At 50.8% G+C, this 21,801-nt stretch carries 14 protein-coding genes; 10 read left to right on the top strand and 4 right to left on the bottom strand.

The features are described from left to right. Positions 1-32: 32 nt before the first annotated feature. Positions 33-422, bottom strand: a complete 390-nt coding sequence (locus tag DCC81_RS22475) for a response regulator (RefSeq protein WP_108688910.1) — start codon at positions 420-422, stop codon at positions 33-35. A 397-nt stretch (positions 423-819) separates the two neighbouring features. Here DCC81_RS22475 and DCC81_RS22470 point away from each other — a divergent pair, with 397 nt between their 5' ends. The 8 genes from DCC81_RS22470 to DCC81_RS22435 all read left to right on the top strand — a co-directional run bounded on the left by DCC81_RS22470 (position 820) and on the right by DCC81_RS22435 (position 16,005). Beyond that, the gene (locus tag DCC81_RS22470; RefSeq protein ID WP_108688909.1) at positions 820-2,019 is read left to right on the top strand and encodes a glycosyltransferase family 2 protein; all 1,200 of its coding nucleotides are present in this window, start codon (positions 820-822) and stop codon (positions 2,017-2,019) included. A 280-nt stretch (positions 2,020-2,299) separates the two neighbouring features. Next, the gene (locus tag DCC81_RS22465; RefSeq protein WP_165806697.1) at positions 2,300-8,410 is read left to right on the top strand and encodes a PA14 domain-containing protein; all 6,111 of its coding nucleotides are present in this window, start codon (positions 2,300-2,302) and stop codon (positions 8,408-8,410) included. A gap of 346 nt (positions 8,411-8,756) precedes the next feature. Beyond that, the gene (locus DCC81_RS22460; RefSeq protein ID WP_108688907.1) at positions 8,757-10,943 is read left to right on the top strand and encodes an exopolysaccharide transport family protein; all 2,187 of its coding nucleotides are present in this window, start codon (positions 8,757-8,759) and stop codon (positions 10,941-10,943) included. Positions 10,944-10,971: 28 nt separating this feature from the next. Then, positions 10,972-12,021 carry an acyltransferase family protein gene (locus DCC81_RS22455; RefSeq protein ID WP_108688906.1) on the top strand — a complete coding sequence of 350 codons (1,050 nt, stop codon included), beginning with the start codon at positions 10,972-10,974 and terminating at the stop codon, positions 12,019-12,021. A gap of 113 nt (positions 12,022-12,134) precedes the next feature. Continuing rightward, positions 12,135-13,559: an O-antigen ligase family protein gene (locus tag DCC81_RS22450; protein WP_108688905.1), complete on the top strand. Its 1,425-nt coding sequence runs from the start codon at positions 12,135-12,137 to the stop codon at positions 13,557-13,559. After that, positions 13,556-14,269: a TolC family protein gene (locus tag DCC81_RS22445; RefSeq protein ID WP_108688904.1), complete on the top strand. Its 714-nt coding sequence runs from the start codon at positions 13,556-13,558 to the stop codon at positions 14,267-14,269. The genes DCC81_RS22450 and DCC81_RS22445 overlap by 4 nt, the downstream gene beginning before the upstream one ends. Positions 14,270-14,440: 171 nt before the next feature. Continuing rightward, entirely contained in the window at positions 14,441-15,070 is a 630-nt protein-coding gene (locus tag DCC81_RS22440) for a carboxylesterase family protein (protein WP_133177770.1), read from the top strand. Further along, the gene (locus DCC81_RS22435; protein WP_165806696.1) at positions 15,067-16,005 is read left to right on the top strand and encodes an alpha/beta fold hydrolase; all 939 of its coding nucleotides are present in this window, start codon (positions 15,067-15,069) and stop codon (positions 16,003-16,005) included. Before DCC81_RS22440 ends, DCC81_RS22435 begins: the two co-directional genes overlap by 4 nt. A gap of 2 nt (positions 16,006-16,007) precedes the next feature. On the opposite strand, the gene DCC81_RS22430 is transcribed toward DCC81_RS22435, so the two are convergent. From DCC81_RS22430 to DCC81_RS22420, 3 genes are all read right to left on the bottom strand, one after another. Then, positions 16,008-17,396 (bottom strand): right-handed parallel beta-helix repeat-containing protein, encoded by a 1,389-nt coding sequence (locus tag DCC81_RS22430; RefSeq protein ID WP_240613048.1) that lies wholly within the window; start codon positions 17,394-17,396, stop codon positions 16,008-16,010. Positions 17,397-17,937: 541 nt separating this feature from the next. Next, the gene (gene metK, locus DCC81_RS22425; protein WP_108688901.1) at positions 17,938-19,191 is read right to left on the bottom strand and encodes a methionine adenosyltransferase; all 1,254 of its coding nucleotides are present in this window, start codon (positions 19,189-19,191) and stop codon (positions 17,938-17,940) included. Between the two features lie 220 nt (positions 19,192-19,411). Continuing rightward, on the bottom strand, positions 19,412-20,230 hold the full coding sequence (locus DCC81_RS22420) for a glycogen/starch synthase (protein ID WP_108688900.1): 819 nt from the start codon (positions 20,228-20,230) through the stop codon (positions 19,412-19,414). A 108-nt stretch (positions 20,231-20,338) separates the two neighbouring features. Here DCC81_RS22420 and panC point away from each other — a divergent pair, with 108 nt between their 5' ends. Together panC and panD are read left to right on the top strand one after the other, a co-directional pair. Continuing rightward, positions 20,339-21,178, top strand: a complete 840-nt coding sequence (gene panC / locus DCC81_RS22415; RefSeq protein WP_108688899.1) for a pantoate--beta-alanine ligase — start codon at positions 20,339-20,341, stop codon at positions 21,176-21,178. A gap of 271 nt (positions 21,179-21,449) precedes the next feature. Then, positions 21,450-21,794 carry an aspartate 1-decarboxylase gene (gene panD, locus DCC81_RS22410; RefSeq protein WP_108688898.1) on the top strand — a complete coding sequence of 115 codons (345 nt, stop codon included), beginning with the start codon at positions 21,450-21,452 and terminating at the stop codon, positions 21,792-21,794. The last annotated feature ends 7 nt before the right edge of the window (positions 21,795-21,801 follow it).

Genomic DNA, 21,801 nt, shown 5'->3' with positions numbered 1-21,801 from the left:
TGAGGTGTTTTTGTAGTCGGTATATCAGCGTGCTAAGCAGAAACAGACAGCGTACCACTCAAGAGGTAGCCGATCTTCTGCATTAGTTTGGTGGGGTCGAAAGGCTTCTGTATTACTTCTCTTACATTGGGGCATTTCAGGTGAAGGTCACCGGTGTTTTCCTTATAAAAGCCGGAAAGCACCAGCACTGGGGTGTCCTGAAACAAATAACTACCGGAGATATAATTCAATAACTCCCATCCGTCTATATTCGGCATCTGCAGATCTGTAACGATCAGGTCTGGTTTATTCCCATTCATTAACCAGGACATTGCTACAAGTCCGTCCTGTGCTGTTACGATCGCGTATTCCTTACCAAGCACCGCCTCCAGTAAGAATAACATTGGCATACTATCATCTACTAACAAAATTGTCTTTTTCATTTACCTTCGTTTAAGAACTGTTAATCGGCTCCGCATACACCGGTATGCTTTTCCCGAAGGCTTTAAATGGGATGTGGTATCAAATTAATTACTAAGGAATCCGGCGGTTTTATGGAGGATATGAGGTGGGATGTTAAAACGGTTCCTTATTGGCATAGTAACATTCAACGTTGTGGCTGAATCATTACGGGGACAAAGTTATTCTTTTCTCCAAATTTCAAATTTCTTTTTGGTAAACGTCTGTTTTTTTCCGGTAAGTGTTAGAAAATTTGCTATAAACGGTTTATTACCCCGCCGCAAGCCTCCCAAATTCAAAATTCCACATCAAATTATAAATGCTTCTCATCAAATTATCTACTTTTGCTCCCCGGAGGCAGCATCCCCAACATTTCCCCTTATGTCAATATTAATCGCTATCTGTTTTACCAGTCTGTTCATAGTAGGATACCATTATATCCTATACCCCCTGCTGCTGTTTATCCTCATCCGGGCTAAACGGATCCTGGTAAAACAACCAGCCCCGCCGGCAGCAGCCTTCACCCCGCCCATAACCTTGCTGGTGGCGGCTTACAACGAGGAAGACTTTATCGGGGACAAGATCCGGAACACCCTGGCCATCCAATATCCCGGGGAGCTGGTGCAGTATATTTTTATCACCGACGGCTCTACAGACCGTACCAATGAGATCATAAAGCAGTACCCACAGATCACCCTGTTATACGAACCGCAACGCGCCGGGAAAACAATGGCTATTAACCGGGCCATGCAGTTTGTGCGGACCCCGGTTGTCATTTTATCAGATGCCAATACCATGTTAAACCCTGACGCCGCCACATTACTGGTGTCGCATTTTCGTATGCCCGATACCGGTGCCGTGGCCGGGGAAAAGAAAGTGCTCAATACCACGGGTGGCGCGGAGTCGCAGGGAGAAGGCATGTACTGGAAATATGAGTCCCTCCTCAAAAAATGGGATGCAGAATTATACAGCGTTATGGGCGCCGCCGGGGAGCTGATTGCCCTCCGGACTTCCCTGTACGAAGCGCTCCCGGCAGATACCATCCTGGATGATTTCATGCTCTCCTTCCACATCAATATGAAAGGCTACAAAGTAGCGTATGAGCCGGCAGCCTATGCGCAGGAAACCGCCTCGGCCTCCCTGCAGGAAGAGTACAAGCGCAAGACCAGGATCGCCGCAGGCGGCTACCAGGCCATTTCCCGGCTGCTGCCACTCCTGAACCCGTTTAAATATCCGCGCATCACCTGGCAATATGTCTCACACCGCGTACTGCGGTGGACACTGGTGCCATGGGGCCTGGTCATTGCATGGATCAGTAACCTGCTGCTGCTTATGCTTATGAAACCAGGCACTACATATTACCATTTTATATATATTACAGGAATAATCCAATTATTATTTTATGCTGCTGCTTTTGCAGGCTACCTGCTGGCGCTGCGCCAGATCAAGGTGAAGTACCTCTACGTTCCCTTCTATTTTGTATTTATGAACATTGCGGTGATTGCGGGCAGCTTCAAATTTTACCGGAAAATGCAGTCCGCCACCTGGGAACGTTCTAAAAGGAGTGTGGCAGCGGGCTGATTTGAAAAGCACTTATCTGCATTATAACCGCGTTTACCCGGCAAAAGAAGCCGTTTGCAAAAAACTTTTTAAAAGTAATTCCAGTTCCATAATTTCGCGGTTGTTAAGTCTCAGTAATTTAGCCTTATCCTTAGATCAATCTCCACTACGCTAGTGCCTCGCCAACAGGCCATGCAATAATTTTTTCCAATCCTGCGAACAAGCCACCGGGTATCCCCGGAATAATTTTGTTTTCAAATTTGTTATGTCCTGGTTTCAGGACGGGCTAAATATATGTTCCATGATTCGAAATTTACACTACCTACTGTTATTACTGCTGCTTTGCTGCTATCTCCCTATACACGGGCAGTCAGCTTTAAATGCCAACGACCCGGTTGTCACGTATGACCCGGCCAATCCCCCGCCTACCCCCGCTTATGACCAGATCACAAAATGGGTAAGGACGGTGAGGATGAGCTATAACACGGATTCCTACAAGTGTTATATCTACAAGAACATGGCATTCCGCCTGAAATTCCCCAAGAGCTACGTGCAGGGCGTAAATGATGGGAAGAAATATCCCATCTACCTCTTCTTCCATGGTGTGGGTGAAGCAGGAACGATCTACGACGATGAATACCACCTGCTCTGGGGCGGTCAAACCTGGATGAACCGGGTAGACAACGGCACCTTTGATGGTTTCCTCCTTTATCCCCAAAGCCAGGGTGGCTATTGGGGCCCCAACGATTATGACAACCTGAAATCACTGGTCGATTCTATCGTGGCCAGCGCCAAGGGTGATCCGGACCGCCTGATCGTAAACGGCCTTTCCGCAGGCGGATGGGGCACCTGGGAATTTACCATGCGTTATCCGCAACTCACCGCGGCATCACTGCCCATGAGCGCCATGGCAGTGGATTACCAGAACCACATTGACCTGTACAAGTTCACCCCCATGTGGCTTTTCCAGGGCGGCCTGGATGGTAACCCTGCCCCCTATACGACAAACACCGTGGTAGCGGCCATACAGGCGGCAGGCGGTGATATAAAGCTTACCACTTACCCGAATGATTCGCACAATACCTGGCTGGATGCGTGGAATGAGCCTGACTTTACGCCTTTCATGTTAAGGGCAAACAGGCTGAATCCCGTACCCCTTTACGGCACCACTACTTTCTGTCCCGGTGAGTCTGTAACCGTCGGCATTGCACCCGGCTACCAGCAATATGAGTGGCAGAAAGACCAGGTGACCATTGCCAATGGCACTTCCAATTTTATCGTGGCCACTGCCCCCGGCAGCTACCGCGTAAGGGCATTACTGCCCAACGGATGGACCGGCTGGTCTCCTGTACCCCTCGTACTTTCTTACAAGCCTAACACCCCCGCTCCCACCATTACTACTTCACCGGCACTGGCCAGCAATGTGCTGCCCGCGCCCGATGGCAGTACCAGCGTAACACTGCAGGTGCCCACCGGCATGGTAAGCTATAAATGGATAAAAGGCGGCGACACCACTACCACATTAAGCACTACCAATACACTGACCGCTTCTACCCCAGGTGCTTATGCCGTAAAGACACTCGCTACCGGCTATTGCCTGGGCGCTTACTCAGATAGCTTCCGCGTGGTGAACAGCACCGGCATCAATGGTCCCGATGGCATCAGCGGCCTGAGTGTAAGCAGCTTTACCAAAACACAGATCAATCTCTCCTGGGTTGAAAATCCCAACCCGGCCTACAACGAGAAATATTTCGAGGTATACCGCGCCACACAGGCCAGCGGTCCGTTTACGCTGATCGGTAAGAATACGGCCAACGTAGTCACCTACAGCGACAATGGCCTCATCCCCAATACAACTTACTACTACAAAGTAAGGCCTGTAAATGACAACGCAGCAGGTCCTGTTTCCACTGTGCTGCAGGGCAAAACAGCAGTTGACTCCTTCCCGCCCACGGTTCCCGGTTCCCTGGCTGTTTCCAGCTACACGAACAACCAGGTAGTACTCACGTGGACGGCTGCTACAGACGATGCAGGCGTTGCGGGCTACGACATTTATGCAAATGGCGTACTGGTAACTTCTGTGGGCACGGTGCTCACCGGCACGGTGACCGGTCTTACGGATGGCACCCTGTACAACTTCTACGTGAAGTCCAGGGATGTATCCGGCAAGTCCTCCACGAAGAGCAACCAGGTAACCATCCGCACCCGGAAGGCAAACCTGAACTACAAGCTCTATTCCGGCTCCTGGAGCACACTTCCCAACTTCAACAGCCTTACGCCGGTACAAACAGGAAAAGCCTACATCCCCGACCTGACCGTAGTACCGTCTGCCACCACCACTAACTATGCGCTGATGTGGACGGGCTATATCAAAATACCGGTAACCGGCACCTATAAATTTGAGACCAATTCCGACGATGGCAGTAAGCTGTACTTCAACAAGACGTACTCCAGCACCACTACCGCTACGGTGAATAATGACGGTGCCCACAGCGCCACCTATGCATCCGGCACGGTGACCAACGTGGCGGCAGGTGTATACCCCATCACGGTAACCTACTTCCAGGCCACTGGCGGTGCTACCATGGAGGTTTACTGGACCAGCACCCAGGCAGGCATCACTACCCGCCAGCTGATCCCCTCAGACGCGTTCATTGATACCAGCATTGTAAACGGGACCATCCCCGCTGCACCTTCCGGCCTCACGGTCACTGTGAACAATTACAGTAAACTGAACCTGGCCTGGACAGATAACAGCACCAATGAAACAGGTTTCGAGATTTACAGGAGCACCAGCAGCGGCGGCACTTACGCCATTGTGGCTACTGTAGCCCCCGGCGTGAAGACGTATACCGATACGTTGTTGAATGCATCTACCGCCTACTACTATAAAATAAGGGCCATAGGCCAGTATGGCGAGTCTGCATACACTGCTGTGGCCACTGCCACCACCGCGGCCAAACCCTTGCCCCCGGCGGTGCCCGGTACGCCGGTAGCACAGGCGCTTTCCACTTCCGTGGTGAAACTCACCTGGGCAGACAATGCTACCAATGAAACAGGTTTTGAAGTATACCGCTCCTTGACGGACAGCCTGCATTTCAGCTTCCTGAAAGCCGCTGCCCCCGGTGTATCCGGCCAGGGCACCGCGTCCGACTCTACGCTGGCTGCCAATACCGTGGCTTACTACAAAGTAAGAGCAGTGGGCGAAGGCGGTTATTCTGCCTTCACCAAAGCTGTGGGTGCTAAATCGCTCAACAATCCCCCGGTTATTGACAATATCAGTGGCCTTACCATCCGCTATGGTACTTCGCAGACGATCAGCGTGAATGCAAGCGACCCGGATAATGATGCCCTGACCTTCAGCATCTACAATAACCCCGGCTTTATCACCGTGCAGCAAAGCGGCGGCAATACGTCCATCGTACTTGCCCCGGGCAACAGCCAGCAGGGTACGTTCAATACAGGCGTGATCGTTACAGACGTGAACAACGGTAAAGACACGGCATTCTTCACCGTGGTAGTAAATGACAACTATCCCCCGGTTATTGATTCCATCCCGGCAGTAAGCGTGGACGAAGGCGTGACCAAACAGGTAAAACTGAGCCTGAAAGACCTGAACGCCGGCAACACCTTTACCTGGACAGCCATCCAGCTTCCCTCCTTTGCTACTTTGCAAAGCGTGAATGATACCTGCCTGCTCACCTTCGCCCCGGGCTATGCTGCCGCAGGCACTTACCTGGTTACCGTAAAAGCAGTGGACAACGCAGGTGGCACAGATACGAAGAGCTTTGTACTGACGGTAGCGGATAAGCCAACGCCGAACTACTCGCTGTATCTCAACTTTGAACTGAACAATCCCGCACCGGCACCCTGGAATAACATTACCGGTGCTACCAGCAACCTTTTGAACAACAGCGGCCAGCCCACCGCAGCAGGCATCCGCTTCGATGAATCCTGGTGGGCCACCGGCACGGAAGGCGCTACTACCGGCAACAACACCGGTGTGTACCCCGACGCGGTAATGAGCCAATACCTTTACTTTGGTTCACTGTCCGGCTTCTTCAACGGTGCCCCGTCCATGCACGGGCATATCAGCGGCCTGGAAACCAACCGCACTTACACGGTTAAATTCTTTGGCAGCAGCAAATGGTGGGCTCCGCAGCCTGATAACGGCAGCACCCAATACACGATCAACGGTGTCACCAAAACACTGGCGGTACAGAACAACACCACCAACCTGGCAGTGTTTGAAAACGTGACCGCAGATACCAGTGGTGAGATCAAGTTCACCCTGAGCGTGCCCGCAGGCGGACAGGTAGGTTACCTCAATGCCATGGAAATTGTGGCTGGCGGCGCAGGCGATACGACCACCCACCCGGCTAACCAGCCCCCGGTGATCACCAACATTGCCGCACAGACCCTGAAGGCCGGCGACACGATCCATATTCCCGTGATCGGAACAGATCCTGAAAATGATGCGATCACTTACAGCGGCTATCAACTGCCCTCGTTTGTAACAGTGGTACCGGCCAACGGCACTGCCGCACCTTACCTGCTGGTACAACCCACCACCGGCCAGGCTGGCCAGTACAACAACATTGGGGTGATAGGCACTGATACGCATGGCAACAGCGATACCGCTATCTTCAACCTCACGGTGACTAACCCGGCTGTAGACACCAGCGGATATAAAGTACTGCTCAACTTTGAGCTGAACGCCCCCGCTCCCGCCCCGTGGAACAACATTACCGGCACTACTACCACCGCCCTGAAAAATAATGCAGGACAAACTACCAGCATCGGTTTAAGATTCGATGAAAGCTGGTGGGCTACCGGCACAGAAGGCGCCACCACCGGCAATAACACCGGTGTGTACCCGGATGTGGTGATGAGCCAGTACCTGTACTTTGGTTCACTGTCCGGCTTCTTCTCCGGCTCCCCCACGATGACAGGTCACCTGTCTGGCCTGGATGCAGGAAAGACCTACGCGGTGAAATTCTTCTCCAGCAGTAAATGGTGGGCCCCGCAGCCGGACAATGGCAGCACCCAGTTTACCATCAACGGCCTGTCACAAACATTATACGCACAGAATAACACCACAAATGTTGTAACCTTCTCCGGCCTGGTGCCCAATGCGAATGGTGAAATCGTATTCACCTGCAGCATTCCCACCGGCGGGCAGGTAGGTTACCTCAATGCCATAGAACTGGTAGCCGGAAGCTCCGCAGCACCCACCAATCATCCGCCTGTCATCAACACTATCGCAGATACTACACTGTCTGCCGGCAGCAGCATCGCCATCCCGGTGGTGGCCAGTGATGCAGACGGAGATCCGCTGACCTTCACCACGGTGAACCTGCCGTCTTTCGTTACCCTGACGCAAAGCGGCACCACCAGGTCCCTGGCGGTAAACCCGACAGTGAGCAACAGTGGCACATATAGCAACATCAGCCTCATTGTACGCGATTCCTATGGTGCGGCAGATACTACTACTTTCAACCTGACGGTAACACCGCCGGCCGGCAGCACCGGTTCGTCTAAAGTATTACTGAACTTCAGGTTGAATGCAGACGCACCTGCCCCGTGGAATAACATAGGCGGTGCAACGGCCAACCTGAAAAATGACGCAGGCCAGACAACGAGCATAGGCATCCGCTTTGATGAAAGCTGGTGGGCTGCCGGTGTGGAAGGCGCCACTACCGGTAACGACAGCGGTGTGTACCCGGATGTGGTACTGGGCCAGTACCTCTACTTCGGTTCCCTGTCCGGCTTCTTCTCCGGTGCGTCCGTGATGCACGGTCACTTGTCCGGATTGAGCGCCAATGCCACTTATACCCTCAAGTTCCTGTCTGACAGTAAGTGGTGGGCTCCCCAGCCGGATAATGGCAGCACCCAGTTCACGGTGAATGGCGTAAGCAAAACGCTGTATGCACAAAACAATACCTCCACTACCGCAGACTTTACCGGCCTTACGGCAGATGCCAATGGCGAAATAGCCTTCACCCTGAGCATCCCGGCCGGTGGCCAGGTAGGTTACCTGAATGCGATGGAAATTGATATTACGAACAACAACACCCAGACGCTTGGCGCACAGACCATGTTCGCCGCACCGTCTACCATGCAAACCACCAAAGTGGATGCAGGCCCCATGCAGGTAAATGCATATCCGAATCCGTTCACCACCACACTGGCGGTAGACATTACCCTGGGCAAGGAAGCCAATACCATGCAGTTTGAGATCATAGACCTCAGCGGCAGGAAGGTTTACACCGAGGTCAGGAAGAATGTGCCTGCTGGCAGATCCCTGGTGAGACTGAACAGCCTTGGCCAGATCGCGGAAAGAGGCCTTTATTTCCTCCGTGTAACGACCAATGCAGGTGAAACTCAGACGATTAAGCTGGTAAAGCAATAACCAGCGCAATACAATTCCCTTAAAAGGTGGCCTTTTAGCGGCCACCTTTTTTTTACCCCGGAAACCCAAACGCTTACCAGAAAAAACTCACCATTCACTTAAAAATAAAGTGTTATTAAATTGAATCTATTACCTTTGCGCTATAAACCGAATATGCCGGATTTTCTATATTCTGGTATTTCTCATTAACCTCATCCTCCGACAAGACCATCAGGCACATTGCCTCCAGATTTTTACCATCTCCTTTGATACTCCGTTAAAAAGCCGGATACAAGAATTATTATTGTTAGCCGATAATAGTTACTACGCCGCGTATCATAACATTCGCTAAAGGTTTAAACAGGATATGGATATTTTATTTTTTGTCAAGGCATTGCTCAAAAAAAAATGGTGGATCATTATTAGCACTGTTGTAGCTGTTGCCGCCGCCTTTGCCTTTACCATCGGGAAACCCAGGTTGTACGCCTCCACGGCCCAGATGGCTACGGGGTTCACTACCAATGAGCAGATCAAACTGCGGGATGAGAATGTAAACCTCTTTGAAGCCGACGTAAAGTTTGATAACGAGGTGGAGACCATGAACTCTCCGCTGGTGATGGGCTTGTTATCCTGCAACCTCATGATACATGACCTGACCAGCAATGACCCATTCAGGAGGCTGACAGAAAAAGAATTAAATTCCCCCGAATATAAAACCACCAACCGGCAGGACATCTACCGGATCTGCAAAAGAAAATACGACTCCCTGGAAGTACTTTCCAGCTCCACGCCGGACGAAAGAAAGGTGCTGGAATACATGAAACTGTACCGGTATGATTATGAGTCGCTGCGCAAGATGATCAGCGCCTACCGCCTTTCCCGCACCGACTATATCAATATCGTTTGCTATTCCGAAAATCCCAACCTCTCTGCCTTCGCGGTAAACAGCCTTTACCACGAGTTCATCCGTTTTTACAGAAGCTCCCGCTCCGAACGCAGTATTGAGAACGTGGCCACCTTTGAATCGTTGGTGAACCAGAAAAAGCAGGAACTGGATGCGAAGATCGAAGCACTGCGCCAATACAAAACAGCCCAGGGCGTATTGAACGTGGAAACCGCCAGCGGCAACGAATGGGACCTGATCAAACAATTTGAAAAATCCCTGTCCGATGAAAGGGCCAACTACAACGCCCTGCAGGCTTCCATCGACAACCTGACTACGCAATTAAACCAGGCCAACGGCGACAAACCTTTATATAATAATAACAATAGTGAGATCCTGGCGCTGAGAAGGCAGATCAATGATCTCAATGATGAGTATGTGCGCACCGGCAGCACTGACAATGCGCTGCAGGATAAGATAAAAGCACAACGCGCAAAGCTGCAGAAAGCCCTGCTGGAATCCGGCAGCGCCACCGGCAAAACCGCTACCCGTGATGAACTGCAACAGAAGAAAAGTGCCCAGGAAGCGGAACTGCGGGCATCCAAGCTCAACATCACCACCCTGGAAACAAAGATCAACAACCTCCGCTCCTCCGTGGGCTCTTATGCCAATAAGGAAGCTACCGTGGGCAGCCTGCAACAGGAGGCAAACCTGGCCCAGGAAGAGTACAATAAACTGAAAGAAAAGCTGGCAGCAGCGCTGGATAACAATACGGTGCCGCAGGACAACTTCCGCCAGACCCTGAAAGGGCAACCTGCCTTTACGCCGGAATCTTCCAAACGCCTGCTGATCATGGGTATGGCCGGCGCGGCTGTGTTCATGATCTCCTGCATCGGCATCCTGTTTGGTGAATTCATGGACAACTCCCTGAAGTCCCCGTCCATCTTCAACCGCCAGAGCAACCTGAAACTGATCGCCACCATTAACCATGCAAACCTCCGCAAATACAATATCCTGGAAACATTGCAGAGGAAGACAGATGAATCGCAATGGCTCAAACGCCAGAACATGTTCCGTGAGTTGCTGAGAAAACTGCGTTACGAGCTGGAAAACAGTAACCGGAAAATATTCTTATTCACCAGCACGGAGCCGCAACAAGGGAAAACCACGCTGGTGCAGGCCGTTGCCTACAGCTTAAGCCTTAGCAACAAAAGAGTACTGGTGCTGGATACCAACTTCTGTAACAACGATATCACCGTGCAGATGCAGGCCAGGCCCACGCTGGAGTCATTCTCCCTGGCGCCCCAGGATTTCAGCATCGAAAAATTCCGTGAATACGTGACCACTTACGACACGCCGGGTATAGAGGTAATGGGCTGTAAGGGAGGAGACTATACGCCTTCTGAAATATTGCCGCCCAATAACGTGCTGGACTACCTGGAAGAGCTTAAAAAATACTACCACTACATCCTGATGGAAGGTGCCCCCCTGAACGATTTCACAGACAGCCGGGAACTGTCAGCCTTTGCAGAAGGTGTGATAGCCATCTTTTCCTCTAAACTGAAAATAAAAGAGATCGATAACGAATCTTCCGAGTTCCTGAACAGCCTGGGAGATAAATTCCTCGGTGTCGTGTTAAACGATGTAAAGGAAGACTATTTAGAGCTGTAACAAGCCGCTGCAGCAACATACTTCTGCCATGACAAACAACTCCGGAACCACAACAAACAGTGCACGTTATGCCTGGGTGGACTATGCCAAAGGTATAGCCATCATCCTGGTCGTGTACAGGCACCTGGCCTATGGGCTGCTGGCCAAGGGCATAGCACTGCCCAAAGGGGTCACGTCTGCCAATGATATGTTGTACAGTTTCAGGATGCCCCTGTTCTTTTTGTTGTCCGGGGCCTTTTTTGCGAAAAGCCTGCAAAAGCGGGGAAAGGCCAGTTTTGCGCTGAACAAGGTGAACACCTTATTGTATCCTTACCTGCTATGGGCATTGATACAACTGAGCCTGCAAATGGTGTTCTCTTCCTATACCAATGCGCACAGAACAGCGATGGATTACCTGAACATTTTGCTGCAGCCCAGGACACTGGACCAGTTGTGGTACCTTTTTGCACTGTTCAATGTAACCATGCTGTACCTGGGCATCAATATACTCACGCGGGGCAATAAATATATACACCTGGCCGTGGGGCTGATCTTCCTGGGCTGCTCCCCGCTGATCCGCCAGTACAGCGCCATCTACGATATTATGTTGCATTACATATTTTTTGCGGTAGGCGATTTCAGTTCGGGTATCTTCTTCCAGGAGCGGGTGCAGCAGCGGCTTTCGGAGCCACGGTATTTGTATTTTTCATTTTTTATATTCATCGCACTGCAATTCTTTTATCTCTATCACCAGGATATGAATATGTTCCTTTACCTGGTCATAGCCCTCAATGGATGCCTGTTCACCATACAGCTGTCTTCCTGCCTGGCGGCCAAGGGAGTATTAACATTCCTGCAGGTGATAGGGCATCATTCGCTGTACATCTACCTGCTGCATGTAACGATAGCGGCGGTTTTGCGGGCATTACTCATCCGGATGGGGATCACCAACGGGCCGGTGCTGTTGCTTCTGCTTATCCCTATGGCCATTGGGATCTCCCTCGTTATTTACAAATTTTGTGTCAGGCTGGGCCTCTCCTTCCTGTTCACCGGCCCGCTGAAAGAAAAACAGGCCACTAAAAAATTGTCAGTGCAATGAGCAAAAAGAAGCAACCAATAGATCAATCTCTTCACCAAACCCTGATCATGATTTTCATTGCCCTGGTATTGATTGCCATGTCAGTGAAAATAGTGTTCCTGTAATCGCGTATCGTGGACTATACGAAGAAAAATATATTGCCTTACCTGGCCGCCGTCATCTGGATATTAGCGGTACCGCTGATCGCTTACCTGAGTGCCATGGAGGTAAAGTACACCATCCTGCTAATGGGGGGTGTGATAGGGCTTTCCCTGGCCGGTATCTCCATTTTCAACTACCGGATAGGCTATTATATTGCCATCACCATCGCACTCACTGTACGCCTGGCAGAAAGGATGTCCGGCACGGAACTGAGTGTGGGCGTGATCGTTGACGGCATGCTGCTCATCACCCTGTTGGGCAGCCTGATCAATGCAGATGATAAAAGCATCCGGAAAATTGATTTCCTGGATCCGCTACTGGTTACCTTCTACGTGTACATAGGCCTCATCCTGCTGGAATTTTTCAACCCCGCCATCCATGACCGGCACGGGTGGACCACCTTCAGCCGCGGCCTTTTGCGGAATTTCCTGTTCATGTTCCTGGTGATGAAGCTGATCCGGAATATGGATGATCTCAAAACCTTTTTCAAATTCTGGATCGTGATACTCACACTGGCGGCCGTGTATGCGTGCTTCCAGCAATGGTTTGGATTGCTGCCGTTTGAAAAAGCGTTTATAGCCCGGTATCCCGAGAAGTTTAAAACAGTGCTGATCCTTACCGGTATCCGTATTTTCTCCTTCATGTCCGATCCTGCGGTATTTGGCCTGCTGATGGCCTGTGGCGTGATCATGAATATCACCCTGCTTACATCCTCCAAAGCACTGGTGTCTATCCGCAAAAAGATATTGCTCATTATCTCCATGGTCCTCCAGTTCATGGCCCTGGGATATTCTGGTACCAGGACGGCCTACATCATGGTGCCCATGGGCGTATTGCTGATGGTGCTGATCAACCTTAAGAACCGCAACACCATCATAGGGCTTTCTTTATTTGTAATGGCCTTCCTGGTGCTGATGTATGGCCCGTTCCACAGCAGCCCCACCATCATCCGGATGAGGAGCGCCTTTTCCGGCAGTGAAGATGCCTCTATGAATGTAAGAGAAGTGAACCGCCATCGCATACAGCCTTACATCTACAGCCATCCCATAGGCGGGGGCCTGCTCAGTTGCGAGCCCGGCTCCGGTACAGAGCTGGACGGGTTTCCGCCAGACAGCGGATACCTGCGCACCGCGCTGGAGCAGGGGTGGATAGGGCTCATACTGGTAATGATCAATCTTTACCTGCTGCTGAAATACGCGATCAATAATTATTTCAAAAGCCAGACAGAAGCAGAAAGGCAATTTGCGCTTACTACCGCCTGCGTGCTGTTTGCACTAACGGTGAGCATGTATGCACAGGAGGCCTCGGGCCTCATTGAATCTGCCATGCTTTATTATGGACTCAATGGAATTGTTATCAAAACAAAATATTTATCAACTACAAATGTCACCCAATGAAACACGTTTTGTTCTTCTTATTTGCAGCATTTTCCTGCGGCACCTTAGCCGCCCAGGATCTTGTTAAGACCGACACCTCTGTCATTCTTAAACTCCCAACAGAAACCTATACCGTTTCAAGGCTTAAAGAAAGACTGGTAGAACTGGCCATGAACAATCCCTCTCTCAAAGTATGGGATGAGAAAAAAGAAGTGACCAAATATGACCAGAACAGGGCAAAGGCTGGATGGCTGAACATGTTTGTAGCTTCCGGTAACCTGAACGAGTTTACGATCAAAGGCAGCTCCAGCAACAACACACTGTATCCCCGCTACAACTTTGGCCTGAACGTGCCCCTGGGCAACTTCATCGCCATCCCCGCGGAAGTAAAAGCAGCAAAGGCTAACGGCCGCGCCATTGACCAGCAGAAAGAGGCAGACAAACTGGCCCTGAAATCTGCCGTGTTGCGCGCTTATGAAGACTATGCGGCAAACAAACAACTGTACGAACTGCAGCTCCCCCTCCTGGAAGACGCACTGAACCACTACCAGGAAGTAGAATCCAAGTTCAAACAGGGCGACCAGAACTACGACGTGATCAACGATGCCTACCGTATCTACAACGCCGAAAAAGTAAGGAAGATCAACCTGGAAAGAGATGTAAAGCAGTCTAAATACGTGCTGGAAGCCATCATTGGCACCACGCTGGAAGAAGTGCTGCTGCACCTGTAAACAATCGTTTTTTGTAAGTAGAGCCAGATGAAGAAAATACTATTTGTGCTGTTGGGCTTAATGCTCAATGGCATCGCTTGGGGCCAAACCTCTTTGAAACCATTTGAACAGATTGAAGTTCAGATCACACCATGGCATCACATCCCCGCCTTGTTACACTTACCGGCCGATATGAAGCCGGGCAAAAAATATCCCTTGCTCATTGCATTTCACGGCAGGAGCATTGCCGGCAATGATGTCACCAAGATCTTCCACCAGGGCGTGGCAAGGCAGATGCATGAAGGTAAAAACATCGATGCGGTGAATAAAGTGGATGGGAAGAAATACGAGTTCATCGTGTTTGCCCCTTTAGCCACCAGCTGGTCTTTAGGACCGGAGCACCTGAACGTGGCGCTGGATGATATCCTGAAAAGGTATCCCATCGATCCGTCCCGCATTTACGTAACGGGTTATAGTGCCGGCGGCTGGTCTGTGGGCATGGCCATTACGGACCCGGTAACCGCGCCGCGTATAGCCGCCGCCGTTTGTATGTCTCCCGCCACCATTGATGCGAAAAACATGAGCAGTTTTTCCATCACGGCAAAGAACAATGTGCACACCTGGTACTTCGGTGGCACGGAGGAACCTGTTTTCCTGGGCAACTGCAAATTATTTGCAGACAGCACCGATAAATACAAAAAAGGGCTTACCAGGATCACCGTGGGCGATCACAAACACTGCTGCTGGGAAACGTATTATGATCCCGCGTACCGGGAAGGCGGCATCAACATTTATGAATGGCTGTTGCAATTCAAAAAATGAAAAAACTGCTGAAAGTCTTTGCCTGGCTGCTTGCAGCCGTACTGGTAGCCGGACTGGCTACGTACCTGGTCATGCATGCATCCCAGGAAAAACTGCAGGTGGCCCGGTTGAGAGCAAAGGCGCCCGGGCAGTTTGTGCACCTGCCGGATGGCTATGTCCATTATAGCCTTAAAGGGCCCGGAAACGGCCAGCCTATTGTATTTATTCACGGCGGTGGGGCCACCGGCATGGAAGTATGGGATAAAACGATCCCTGCCCTTTATAACGGGCAACAACGGGTACTCGCGTACGACCTGTATGGCCGGGGCTTTTCAGACCGGCCGCATGTTCACTATGATGCGGACCTGTATGAGAGACAACTGGTGTCCCTCCTGGACACCCTGGGCTTTCGTGGACCGGTGGATGTGGTGGCCATGTCCATGGGCGCTGCAATAGCCATGCAGTTCACTGCACACCACCCCGAGCGCGTGCGGAAGCTGGTACTGCTGGGGCCCGCCGCCAGCGGGGATCTGCGCCCATCATCCCTGTTGTCAGTGCCCCTCCTCGACCGGTTCCTTATGACTTGTTACTGGTACCCCAGGTCTATTGAAAACCAGCGCAAGGAATTTCAAAACATGCCGCTGTTTGATACCTATAGCCAGCGGCTGCGGTACTTCATCAACATTGAAGGATACAAGCGCATCACCCTTTCCACGTGGCATGATATGCTGAATAAAAGCCAGCTGCATTTCCTTGCGGAAGTGCCACCCAATAAGGTATTGCTCGTCTACGGGGATAGCGACCCGTTCTTCCCCCCGCAAAAGCTGGACGACTATAAAAAATTATACCCGACACTGGTCAGTCAGAAGATAACCAGTGCCGGGCATATGCCGCATTATGAGCAACCTGCCCAGGTAAATCCCCTCATCAGGGACTTCCTGGGAACAGGAAAATAAACCTATTTCCGGTAGCCGGATGTACCCAGTGCAGAATTAGCTGCAGGCTGGTAGTAATTGCTGGTATTCACGCCGGCGGCGGCCAGTGTTGCAATCCTGGTGTTAGCATCCGAAGCGGTAGCCGCAGGCTCTGTGTAAGTACCGCCATTCTCCGTATATACGTAGGCGTTAAATGATACAGTACCGTTGATCGGTTTGGGCTGGATAAATGCATTTGCCTGCACGATCTGCGGCTTGGTCATACCCTGGTAGCCATTGATGCGGAGGCATACGCCACCGGGATTGGCAATGGTATTGTTCAGGATCTGCACCACGGCATTGTCTGTACCTCTCATGCTCACCCCATCACCCTGGTTATTAGCCAGCAGGTTGTTCTTGATAATATGGGTAGCCCCATTTTCACCACTTCCATAGAACTGGATCAGCTCTCCCCATCCGTCGTGTACGTAGTTGTCGTGCACATTGGTATTGGTAGTTCTGCCACCAATGAGGATGCCGCCGTTATGCGCCGGGTTATGCTGCCCACCCCAGTTAGTCACTGTATTACCTGAAACTTCCAGGAGGTCGATGGCAGATGTTTGAATACCATCCGCACCACCACTCAGCACTGTGTTGTTGTAGATCTTCACGTTGTGCCATTTGATGGGCTGCACGTAGGTCTGGCCGGCAGTAAAACCTGAAGGATCACCATAGTAGGGAACATTGGCAGTAAGGTTCCAGTACAGCGCGGTGTGCCCGATGTACATAGCCTCATTGTTGGTGCCGCTGATCTCTACATCATGGATCTGCAGGTTTTCCATGGTGGAATTGGGATAATAGGTAGATTGATCATTTTTAACCGGGTCTGTCTTGGCCCAGATACCCGTACCGCCATTCTTGATCGTCAGGAAGGCGATCTCAATGTTATCCGTATGGCTGCTCAGCGTCAGGTTGAAATAAGCTTGCCTGCCTGCCTGCGTGCTGCCATTGATCACCAGGTCTGATTTACTTTTAGCGCCGCCTATTTTAAGATAGTGGCAGTTAATGAAACCAAACGCAGTAGACCATGCGCCACCATTCCAGGACGGGTCACCGATCACGGTAGCCGTTCCGGGCGCATTACGCACGGTGATGGGCTTAGCAGCGGTGCCGGAAAGATTTGAAATAATAACGGCGGTGAATTTTCCTTTTAAACTCAGGATGTCACCTGCCTTGTACGTTCCCTTACTGTTGTCGAGTACCAACCGGCCATCCGCATCGGGTGTCAGCACATACTCTTTACCCGTGGTGGTGGTCACCGGCGTTGTAACTTTCGCGGTATCACTGCCTGAGCCGTGTGAGGGTTGCAGCAGGGCCTTTTCCTTTGTACAACTGGCCAGTGCTAAGAAGAACGCAAATGCTAATAGCATCATACTTCTTGGTGAGGTTGTGGGTTCCTTCATCATGGTTTTTCAATTCGGTTATGGTTTGTAAAAAGGTTTGCATCACCTTCCTGGTGACTGCATTTTCAGATTGATATGGAAATATGGTTTTCAACATACAGTGGCGCCTTGCTCCGGATCAAAGACACCCTTGTATTAGCAGGCTGCAATATCAATAAATCTAAACATAAAAGTGCAAATTACATAGCGGTTATATCTAATGCGTATAACGCTATCACACGTTAGTAAAGAAGTACCGATGATTACGTATAGCCCATCCCGTTAAAAATATGTTGCAGGCTATTCCTGCAAAACCCTATTCCCGCTGAAATGCAGTACCAATAACCACATTAAATTTTTTTATATATATAATTTATATTTATATATAAAAAATTTAGAATTTTTTAAACTTTTTTTGTGAAGGACTTTTTTGTTAACTGAAAATGCTGTCTGACTGTTGTTTATTAAAACAAAATGGCCAGTACAGTAAGTGCTGTACTGGCCAGTAATGATATTTGGAAACCTGACTTTATTAAAGTCCGAAAGCGGCTTTCACTTTGTCTACATAATCCAGTTTCTCCCAGGTAAACAGCTCCACTTCCACTTTCTTCTCGTTCTTCTTACCCTCGTTGAAGATCTTGGTCACCACCTCATTCTTGCGGCCCATGTGGCCGTATGCGGCAGTTTCAGAATAGATAGGATTGCGCAGTTTCAGGCGCTGTTCAATCGCGTAGGGGCGCAGGTCAAAGATGGCTTCTACCTTGCGGGCTATCTCACCGTCGTGCAGTTTTACCTTGGCAGTGCCATTGGTGTTTACATACACACCGCAGGGTTTTGCCACGCCGATAGCGTAGGAAACCTGTACCAGTACTTCATCGCAAAGACCGGCTGCTACCAGGTTCTTGGCAATGTGGCGGGTAGCGTAAGCTGCAGAGCGGTCTACCTTGGAAGGATCTTTACCGGAGAATGCACCACCACCGTGGGCGCCTTTACCACCGTAGGTATCCACGATGATCTTACGGCCGGTAAGGCCGGTATCACCGTGCGGGCCGCCTATTACGAACTTGCCGGTGGGGTTGATGTGGTAGGTGATCGCGTCGTCAAACAGCTTTTGGAGCTCGGGCTTCAGCTGTGCCTTTACGCGGGGCACCAGGATATTGATCACGTCTTCCTTGATCTTGGCCAGCATGGTATTGTCGTCTGCAAAATCATCGTGCTGGGTAGAGATCACGATGGTGTCAATGCGGATCGGCTGGTTGTCATCAGAGTACTCGATGGTCACCTGTGATTTGGCATCGGGGCGCAGGTAAGTGATCTGTTTATTTTCGCGGCGCAGCGCGGCCAGTTCCCTCAGCAGTTTGTGGGCCAGGTCCAGTGCCAGCGGCATGTAGTTATCAGTTTCGTTGGTAGCGTAGCCAAACATCATACCCTGGTCGCCGGCACCCTGTTCTTCAGGGTTGGTGCGTTCTACACCCTGGTTGATGTCTGCAGATTGCTCATGGATAGCGGAAAGGATACCGCAGGAATTGGCTTCAAACATGTACTCGCTCTTGGTGTAACCGATCTTGCGGATCACTTCGCGGGCAATGTCCTGCACATCCAGGTATGCTTCCGTTTTTACTTCACCGGCCAATACTACCTGACCGGTTGTCACCAGGGTTTCGCAGGCCACTTTAGACTTTGCGTCGTACGCCATGAAATTGTCGATCAGCGCGTCGGAGATCTGATCGGCTACCTTATCCGGATGTCCTTCTGAAACAGACTCTGATGTAAATAAGTAAGGCATAAAGTATTGTATGGATTTTTATGAGTTAATACGATGTGTTGCAATTCGGTACTAGCCGTTGAAAAACGGCGTAAAGATAAGATGTTTACGCAACAAATAGTAGTAGCTGCGCGGGGCTTTTCAGGGGGGAATGATCAAAATAGGTGAAGCGGTATGGTGGGGTACTGCTCTGGTAAAAAAGCAGGTGGCCGTATTGACAAACAGGCCACCTGCCCGTATTTTATTTGTTGCCCAGCAGCTGTTGGTACATTGCCAGGTAATCAGAAAGATCTTCGTTATCGTTCCGGTAAGGTACAATGATCTTACCTTTTTCCGCTTTCAGCTCATCCACGGTCTTTTTGTCGATGGCGTCACTGCTGATCACCACGGCATCTGCATACTTGGCGGCGCCACGGTTCAGGGCAGCAGCGGTGCCTTCCTTGAAGGGCTCCAGGTCTTTTTCCTTAACACCGTTGATCATGGCCTTCTTGATGAAGCCATCACCCAGTGACTCACTGAAGGCAGGGGCTTCCAGCGAATATACTACTTTGGAATTAGAGAACACCGGCTCTTTTTTGTAGGCGGTCTTCAGGTAAGCCGGGATGAGGGAGGTCATCCAGCCGGAGCAATGGATCACGTCCGGGGGCCAGCCAAATTTCTTTACGGTTTCCAGGGCGCCTTTGCAGAAAAATACGGCACGGGCACCATTGTCGTCGTAAAACTGCTCCTGCTCGTCGTGGAAAAGGGACTTCCGCTTAAAGTAGTCCTCGTTGTCCAGGAAGTACACCTGCAGGCGGGCGTTGGGTAAAGAAGCTACTTTAATGATCAGCGGGTAGTCATCTCCGTCTATCACGATATTGATCCCGGACAAACGCACCACTTCGTGTAAACGATGCCTCCTTTCATTGATGATACCAAATCGAGGCATGATCACTCTCACTTCCAATCCGGCTTCGTTCGACTTGATCGCCATTTTATTGACCATCGCCGCATATTCAGTTAATTCGAGATATGGCGACATTTCCTGGGCAATAAAAAGAATTCTTTTCTTTGTGGACATTTACGCTGATTATTAATGCAGTAATTTTTAATTTGGTTGGCAAAATTACGGAATTTCTGTTTAAAAACCGGCAATTACCCGTTTTACCTACCGTTTAAGCCATTAAATATGTACGTTTTTAAACATGCTGCCGACCTGAAGGCCTACCTGGACAATGCCCGTACAGCCGGTAAAAGCATTGGTTTTGTGCCTACTATGGGCGCCCTGCACGAAGGGCACCTGCAACTGGTGACCACCGCCCTGGAGCATACAGACCTGGTGGTATGCAGCATTTTCGTAAATCCCACCCAGTTCAACGATCCCAAGGATTTTGAAAAATACCCCATCACCGTGGAAGCCGATACGGCGAAGCTGACGGATGCCGGCTGCCATGTGCTGTTCCTCCCCTCCGTGGCGGAAATGTACCCCGAAGGCCTGGCCGGCGGGCCCCATTACGACTTTGGCTACCTGGAAACCCTGCTGGAGGGCGCCCACCGTCCCGGTCACTTCCAGGGCGTGGGCCGCATTGTACACAAACTACTACAACTGGTAATGCCGGACCAGCTGTTCATGGGCCAGAAAGATTTCCAGCAATGCATGATCGTGAAGCGCCTGCTGGAGATCACGGGCCTGCCGGCCCAACTGGTCATCTGCCCTACCAAACGCGAGGCAGACGGCCTGGCCATGAGCAGCCGTAACGTACGCCTGAGCCCCACGGAACGGGCCGGCGCCACCCTTATTTACAAAGTACTCTCTTACATCACGGAACACCATGCGGAGGCAGATTATGCCCCCCTCATCGCCGAGGCCACCCGCCGGCTGGAAGCAGGCGGTTTTGTGCCGGACTACGTGGCCATTGCCGACGCCGAAACCCTGCAACCCATCTTCCATCCCACATCTGGCAAACAGGTAGCCCTGGTGGCTGCCAAACTGGGAGACGTGAGGCTGATCGATAATATGGTGTACTAAAATTGTCTTAGGTACAAAGTCTTAGGTCTTAGGCACTGGTCCATGCATTTGGAAGTTCCCTAAGACCTGGGTCCTGGGACTTAGGACAATTTCCGTAAGATACGACCCTTAATGTTAAAGTTTTGTTTAAATGCCATGACAAACCCTTGATTTAGAGCCGTTGCCAGGAAACGGTGCTAAGCATTGGCAGTCATGGCATTGTCGTAATAGTTAGTGCACTATAGGTAATATCCAAAATCACTACCTTTGCGTACCACATTTGGTTACAACTATGCAAATTGAAGTATTAAAATGTAAGATCCACCGGGCGGTGATCACCGAAGCGAACCTGCAGTATGTAGGCAGCATCACGATCGATGAAGACCTGATGGACGCGGCCGGGCTGATTGAATACGAGAAAGTGCAGGTCGTGAACGTTAATAACGGCGAGCGCCTGGAGACTTACGTGCTGAAAGGCAAGCGTGGTTCCGGTGTGGTATGTATGAACGGCCCGGCCGCCCGTCTCTGCGCCGTGGGCGATATTGTGATCATTATCTCTTATGCCACCATGGAACTGGAAGCAGCCCGTACCCATCAACCCATTGCCGTATTCCCGAAAGAAGGGAACCGGCTTTAACCCCTAC

Source organism: Chitinophaga parva (assembly GCF_003071345.1).
Taxonomy (GTDB): Bacteria; Bacteroidota; Bacteroidia; order Chitinophagales; family Chitinophagaceae; genus Chitinophaga; species Chitinophaga parva.
The sequence above is the reverse complement of the archived record's forward strand: the minus strand, read 5'-3'. Positions and strand labels throughout refer to the sequence as shown.